7 protein-coding genes are annotated in these 6815 nt (G+C 70.2%); all 7 read right to left on the bottom strand.

Features of this window, described 5'->3' with window-relative positions; translation table 11 throughout:
* Nucleotides 1-81: 81 nt before the first annotated feature.
* Entirely contained in the window at nt 82-963 is an 882-nt protein-coding gene (locus AC1D01_RS15595) for an EamA family transporter (RefSeq protein ID WP_477867738.1), read from the bottom strand.
* Nucleotides 960-2066, bottom strand: a complete 1107-nt coding sequence (locus AC1D01_RS15590; RefSeq protein WP_477867736.1) for a GGDEF domain-containing protein — start codon at nt 2064-2066, stop codon at nt 960-962. Before AC1D01_RS15590 ends, AC1D01_RS15595 begins: the two co-directional genes overlap by 4 nt.
* Before the next feature lie 51 nt (nt 2067-2117).
* Entirely contained in the window at nt 2118-3404 is a 1287-nt protein-coding gene (locus AC1D01_RS15585) for an FGGY-family carbohydrate kinase (protein WP_477867734.1), read from the bottom strand.
* 66 nt (nt 3405-3470) lie between these two features.
* On the bottom strand, nt 3471-3785 hold the full coding sequence (locus tag AC1D01_RS15580; protein ID WP_477867732.1) for an L-rhamnose mutarotase: 315 nt from the start codon (nt 3783-3785) through the stop codon (nt 3471-3473).
* Nucleotides 3785-4750: an ABC transporter permease gene (locus tag AC1D01_RS15575; RefSeq protein WP_477867730.1), complete on the bottom strand. Its 966-nt coding sequence runs from the start codon at nt 4748-4750 to the stop codon at nt 3785-3787. Before AC1D01_RS15575 ends, AC1D01_RS15580 begins: the two co-directional genes overlap by 1 nt.
* Nucleotides 4747-5739, bottom strand: coding sequence for an ABC transporter permease (locus tag AC1D01_RS15570; protein WP_477867728.1), 993 nt, complete (start codon nt 5737-5739; stop codon nt 4747-4749). The genes AC1D01_RS15575 and AC1D01_RS15570 overlap by 4 nt, the downstream gene beginning before the upstream one ends.
* Nucleotides 5736-6815: sugar ABC transporter ATP-binding protein (locus AC1D01_RS15565; protein ID WP_477867726.1), on the bottom strand; the 1080-nt coding region annotated here is incomplete at its 5' end. The genes AC1D01_RS15565 and AC1D01_RS15570, both read right to left, overlap by 4 nt.

The following is a 6815-nucleotide window of genomic DNA, read 5'->3' as shown; positions in this document are numbered from 1 at the left end:
GCCTTGCGCGCTTCGGGCACTACCCTTCGACGGACGGGCCTTCGACAGGCTCAGTCCCTGCTCAGGGCGAACGGAAGTCTGCTATCCGGCGGGCCGCCAGCGCGGCCACAACAGGTTCAGCGCCAGYCCCGCCATCACCAGCCCGGCGGCGATCAGCTTCCAGGCCGGCAGCGATTCGCCCAGCCACCACGACGACGCGGCCATGCCGAACACCGGCACCAGCAGCGCCATCGGCGTGATGGTGGCTGCCGGGTGGCGCGCCAGCAGCCAGCCCCAGGCGGCGTAGCCGAAAAGCGTGTTGCCGACCGATTGCCACAGCACCGAGGCCCAGGTCACCGCATCGGCCTGGCGCAGGCCGGCCTCGATCGCCGCGCTGCCTTCGAAGCACCACGACAGGATGAACAGCGGCGGCACCGCGAACGCGCTGGTCCACACGACGTAGGCCAGCATGTTCACGCGGCCGGCCGCGCGGCTGACGATGTTGCCGCCGGCCCACGACAGCGCGGCGAACAGCACCATCAGCACGCCGGCCACGGTGGTGTCGCCGCCGGTGTGCGAACCGATCACGACGATGCCGGCGGCCGCCAGCCCCAGCGCCACCCACTGGAACGGGCGCACGACCTCGCCGGTGCCGCGCATCGCCAGGCCGATCGTGAAGAACACCTGCGTCTGCACGACCAGCGACGCGAGCCCCGGCGTGATGTGCCCGCGCATCGCGAGGTACAGCACGCCGAACTGGCCCACGCCGATCAGCAGCCCGTAGGCCGCGAGGTTGCGCCACGGCACCGCCGGGCGCGGCAGGAAGAACACCGCAGGCAGCAGCGCGAACGTGAAGCGCAGTGCGGCGAACAGCAGCGGTGGCAGGTGTGCGAGGCCGAGCTTGATGACGACGAAGTTGGTGCCCCAGACCGCGACGACCAGCACCGCGAGAAAAAAGTGGCGCGCCGGCAAGGGGGCACTCATGCGAGTACCACGCGGTTGCGCCCCGCCCCTTTGGCCGCGCGCAGCGCCTGGTCGGCACGCGCGATCGTCTCGGCCACCGATTCGCCGGCCCGGTGCTCGGTGACGCCGGCCGAGAAGCTGACGTGCATCGGCGGCCCTTGCGCATCGATCTGCATCGCGAAGATGCGTTCGCGCAGCCGCTCGAGCCCGAGGCGTGCGAGCGAGGCGCGGGTGTCCGACAGCAGCAGCAGGAACTGCTCGCCCTGCCAGCGCCCGAGCAGGTCGGAGATGCGGATCACGTTGATCGCCTCGCGGGCGAAGCGCTTCAGCAGCCGGTCGCCGAACTCGTGGCCCTGCTGGTCGTTGATCTTGCGGAAGCCGTCGAGGTCGATCATCGCGAGGCAGAAGGTGTAGCCGGAGCGCACGCCGCGCTGGCGTTCCTGCTCCATCAACTCCTGCATGTGGCGGCGGTTGATCAGGCCGGTCATCTCGTCGCGGGTCGCGAGGTCCTGGATGCGCGCGAGCGCCACCGACAGCTCCTTCTTCTGCCGCCGCATCCGCTCGCGCAGGCGGCTGAGCTGCCCGGCCAGCACCGCGATCGCCGGCACCATGATCGCGATCATGATGAAGTGGCCCCATTCGACCGCCGGCTCGTAGGTGGCCGGGTCGTGCCAGGCCATCGCCGCCATCGTCGCGCCGAACAGCGCGACCGCGAACAGCGCGATGCGCATCACCTGGGCGGGTGGCAGCGCATACATGCTGAACATGAAGATCACCATCAGGATCGGAAAGGCGCCGCCGCGGCCCGCGCCGGCCAGTGCGTAGCCGGCCGCGCCGCAGACGATCGCGAACACCATCTGCGCCTGCGTCAGCGCCGGGTCGGGCAGCTTCAGGTTGAGGCCGCTGCGGATCACGCCGAAGAAGACCGCGAAGCCGCCGGCGAGCAGCGCGCTCCACAGCGCAACGGGCCCGGCGGGCGCGAGGCCGGCGACCACGAGGTACTGCATGTTGAGCACGCTGCCGAGCACCAGCAGCATCGCAACGCCGCATTGCACGAGCCGCAAGCGCTGCTTGGGTTCGGTGCCGAGCACACGGTCGGCGAGAGGGGCGAGGACGGTCCGCACGGGGCGTGAGGTTATCAGCCCCGCGAACCCCGGCCGCGCAAGGTCACGGGTTCAATCGTTCCAGCGGGTTAACGCCAGTGCACCGAGCACGGTGCCGTCGATCGCGGCATCACCGACCTGGCAGCGGTGGCTGGGCAGCGATTGCGCGAGCAAGGCGAGGTAGGCGGCATTGCGGGCGAGCGGGCCTTCGACGACGACCGGCGACGGGCCGGACAGCGCCCGCACGCGCTCGGCGGTCATCGTGGCGCAGTACTGCGCGGCCAGCGTCGCGCGCTGTGCCGCGCTGAGCCGTTGCGTGGCCTGAGCGGTGATGTCGCTGCCCTGGCAGACGATGCGCGGGCCGTCGCCATCGGCCGAGGCCACGGCCTGAATGCCGGCCTCGGCCAATGCGGGCAGGCAGGCGAGGTCGGCCGCATCGGGGTCTGCCCCGGCACACAGGGCCGCATGGTCGCGCCCACCCATGAAGCGCGCCGTCGGCACCAGGTCCTGCGCGACGGACACATTGGCGAGCATGTCGGCCGACAGGTCCAGCCGATCGACCGATCCGCCGCAGGCCATCACGACGGTCCAGGTGCCCGAGGTCACGAGTGTCATCGCCGGCGAGCGCTTCAGGTGGCGCGCGAGGCAGGCATTGCTGTCGTGCACGCCGGCATGGATGAAGCAATCGGCCGGCAGGCCAAGGCGCTTCGCCAGTTCGGGGCGCACGGGGCCGAGCACGTCCCACGCCGACCGCAGCGGCGCGAAGCGGCGATCCCAGCCTTCGGCCCGCGCGAGCCGCGACCAGCTGCGAGCGACCGGCGCCCACAGATGCGTGTGGCAGCCCAGTGAACTCGCCTCGCTCGCCGCCACCCCGCTCAATCGCCAGGCCCAGTACTGCGGATACGGCAGCAGCGTGGTCGCGCGCGCGAACTCCCTCGGAAACTCGCGCGACAGCCAGTACCAGGGACGCGCCGCGTTGAGCCCCATCGGCAGATGCGGCGACTGCGTTTCGCGCAGGTCGCCCACGGCATTCGCATAGGCCTCGCGCCGGTCCGCATAGGCATCGAACTCGTAGTCGACGATCGGAACCACGAGGCCGCTCGCATCGATCGCGGCGAAAGCGGCGCCGTGCGTGCTCGTGATGATCCGATCGATGTGGAACTCCAGCGCCAATGACGCGAGGCTGCCCCACAGCCATGCCTCGATGCCGTCGGTGTCGAGGGCCGCGTAGCCGGCGGGGCTTGGGACGCTCGCGTTGTCTTTCGTGCGGACCGCCAGGACGTGGTCGCTCGCGTCGAGGGCGCAGAGCTTGACGTGGGTCTTGCCGATGTCGAGCACGACGGTGGCTTGTGGCTTCATCGCTTGCCTGGTTCTGTGCGTCGCGGCGGGTGGCGGGGGGAAAAGACGGGTCAGGGGGTTGAGCATTCATTCAAGATGAAACATCGGCGTCAAGGCCACGACCTGAGGCGCCCGTGAAGGCTCGACCTCCATCAATCCGGCCATCTCCGCCCACCAGCGCTGCATCACCGGATGCGAAGGCAACTCATCCATCCGATGATCGACAGGACGGCGCAGCACCGCGAACAGCGCCAGGCTCTCCTCGTCGAGAAAGATGCTGTAGTCGCGCACGCCGGCCTCGTGCAGCAGGCTCGCGAGCTCCGGCCACAAGGCATCGTGGCGGCGCTTGTACTCGGCCGCGCAGCCCGGCTTCAGGCGCATCCGGAACGCGATCTGCTCCATCACAGCAGCACCCGCGGTCCGCGCAGCAAGCGCGGCAACACCATCGAGACGATCAGCAGCACGCCGACGATCATCGCCATCACGATGCCCGAGACGTTGGCCATGCCGAGCGCGAACGTGAACAAGCCCAGCAGCAGCACGGCCAGCAGCACGCCGACGATGCTGCCACGCCCACCCTCTATCGCGACACCACCGAGGATCACCATCGTCACCGCGTCCAGCTCCCAGCCGAGTGCGATGTTCGGGCGCGTGCTGCCGATGCGGCCGGTCAGCAACACCGCTGCCAGCGCCGCCATCAGGCCCGCGAAGACGAACAGCGCGAAACGGTGGCGGTCGACCTCGATGCCCGAGAAGCGCGAGGCGATCGGGTTCGCGCCGATCGCGACCAGCCGCCTGCCCGTCACGGTGCGGTGCAGCAGCACGCCGACGGCCACCGCCATCACCAGCAGGATCGCGAACTCGATCGGCACGATCAGCCACGGCAGCCCGATCAAGTCACCCAGGTAGCCGTTGCCCAGCACCGACAACGCCTCGGGGTAACCGGTGATCGCCTGGTCGCCCAGCACCACCAGCGCAATCCCGCGGTACAGCGACAGGCTGCCGATCGTCACGACGATGGATGGCAAGCGGTACGCGGTGACGAGCCAGCCGTTCAATGCGCCGGCCGCGGCACCGGTGCCGAACGCAGCCAGCAGCATCAGCGGCAGGCCGGCACCAGCCTTCATCGCGAAGCCCATCGCCAGCGAACACAGCGACAGCGTCGCGGCGATCGACAGGTCGATCTCGCCGGCCACGATCAGCAACGCCATCGCCAGCGCGAGCAAGCCCTTCTCGCTGAAGTTGAAGCTGCTGTCGGCCAGTGCGTACGGCGACATGAAGCCGTCGATGCCGAGGCCGAAGCCCGCCAGCAGCAGCACCAGCAGCGCGAGCAGCAGGCGCTCCCAGGTCCCGAACGCCTTCGTCATGCCGGCACCTCCCGTCGCTCCAGGATCTGCCGGCCACTGCGCCGCTGCGCGCCGGCATTCACCGCCACCGACACCAGGATCACGAGGCCGGCAATCGCCTGCTGCCAGAACGGCGACACCTGGATCACCGGCAACGCGCCGTTGACGACGCCGATGAACAGCACGCCGAGCAGCGCACCGGCGACGCTGCCGACCCCGCCGCCGATGCTGACGCCACCGATCACGCAGGCGGCGATCACCGTCAACTCATACCCGGACGCCAGTTCGGTGAAGGCGATCGCATAACGGCCGACCCACAGCAGCCCCGCCAGCCCGGCGAGCGCGCCCGACACCGCGTAGACCAGCAGCAAGCGCCGCCGCAACGGGATGCCGACATACGCCGCCGCGGTCGGGTTGCCGCCGAGCGCATACAGCTCGCGCCCCTCGCGCCGCCAGCGCAGGAACACCACCATCGCCAGCATCACCGCCGCGGCAATCCACACCAGCGCCGGCAGCCCCAGCCACTGCTCGCGCGGCAGGCCCTTGATCACCGGGTGGATCTGGTGGTCGGAGATCCACGCCCCCTGGCTGGCGACGAAGATCGCACCCCGGTACGCCGACAAGGTGCCCAGCGTCACGACGATCGGCGGCAGCTCGAAGAACGTGATCAACCAGCCGTTGACGAGGCCGAGCACGGTGCCCGTGGCGATCGCCAGCAGCACCAGCGGCACCACCCCGAGCTGCGGCATCGCCCGCCCCGCCAGCGCGCACAGCATGCCGGTCAGCGCGAGGTTCGAGGCGGCCGACAGGTCGACACCGCGCGTCAGCAGCACCAGCATCTGCCCCATCACGAGGATCGCGAGGATCGCCGAATCGTTCGCGATGTCGAGCGCGTTGTGCCAGGTCAGGAACACCGGCGCGCGCACCCCCACCGCCAGCGCGATCGCGACGATGATCGCCAGCAGCGCGATCTCGCGGTGGCGCCCACCCAGGCCCTTCAGGCGCGTCATGCGGCCAGCTCCCGCAGCTCGAGCGGCGCCTGCGGCCGCGGTGGCGCGGCCAGGCCCGACGCTGCTGCCACGACAGCCTCCGCTTCTGCGCCATCGCGCGCGAACTCCGCCACCTGCCGCCCGCGCCGCATCACGATCACCCGGTGCGCCAGGTTCATCACCTCCGGCAGCTCCGACGACACCAGGATCACCGCCAGCCCCTGCGCCACCATCTCGCCGATCAGCTGGTACACCGCCTGCTTCGCGCCGACGTCGATGCCCTTGGTCGGCTCGTCGAGGATCRCGATGCGCGGGTCCAGCCCCAGCCACTTCGCGATCACCACCTTCTGCTGGTTGCCGCCCGACAGCCCCGCCATCGGCGTGTGCGGCGAACCGGTCTTGATCTGCAGCCGCTCGATCATCCGCTGGCACAGCGCCGATTCGCGCAGCGCCGACAGCCACGGCCCGCGCGCGAAGCGCGACAGCCCCGCCAGGCTGATGTTGTGCTGCACCGAGAAGCTCAGGATGCCTCCCTGGCGCTGCCGCTCTTCGGGCACGTAGGCGATGCCGGCCGCGATCGCATCGCCGGCACGGCCCGGCCTGAAGCGCTTGCCGTCGATCTCGAACTCGCCGCGCGCTTCGGCATTCAGCCCCATCAGCGCGAGCATCGCCTCGCTGCGGCCCGACCCCACCAGCCCGTAGAAGCCGAGGATCTCGCCGCGCCGCAATTCGAACGACAAGCCGTCGAACTCGCTCGGGTGCGAGAGCCCGCGCACGCGCAGCACCACCTCGCCCGGCGGCGCGGCCGGGGCCGGGTAGATCTGCTCGATCGCGCGGCCGGCCATCAGCTTCACCAGCTCGCGCTCCTCGGCCTGCGCGATCGGGCCGCAGCCGACCGACGCGCCGTCGCGCAACACCAGGTAGCGGTCGGCCACCGCGAAGATCTCGTCGAACTTGTGGGTGATGAAGATCACGCCGACGCCCTGCTCGCGCAGCGTGCGCACCAGGCCATAGAAATCGCGGATCTCCTGCTGCGACAAGGCCGCCGTCGGCTCGTCGAGGATGACGACCGAGGCCTGCTGCGACAAGGCCCGCGC

The sequence above is a fragment of the Rhizobacter sp. P3_B12 genome, from assembly GCF_056402895.1.
The sequence above is the reverse complement of the archived record's forward strand: the minus strand, read 5'-3'. Positions and strand labels throughout refer to the sequence as shown.

Coding starts and splice junctions, on each gene's coding strand:
- AC1D01_RS15585 (WP_477867734.1), bottom strand. CDS start 3,404: ATGAAGCCACAAGCCACCGTCGTGCTCGACATCGGCAAGACCCACGTC.
- AC1D01_RS15575 (WP_477867730.1), bottom strand. CDS start 4,750: ATGACGAAGGCGTTCGGGACCTGGGAGCGCCTGCTGCTCGCGCTGCTG.
- AC1D01_RS15570 (WP_477867728.1), bottom strand. CDS start 5,739: ATGACGCGCCTGAAGGGCCTGGGTGGGCGCCACCGCGAGATCGCGCTG.
- AC1D01_RS15580 (WP_477867732.1), bottom strand. CDS start 3,785: ATGGAGCAGATCGCGTTCCGGATGCGCCTGAAGCCGGGCTGCGCGGCC.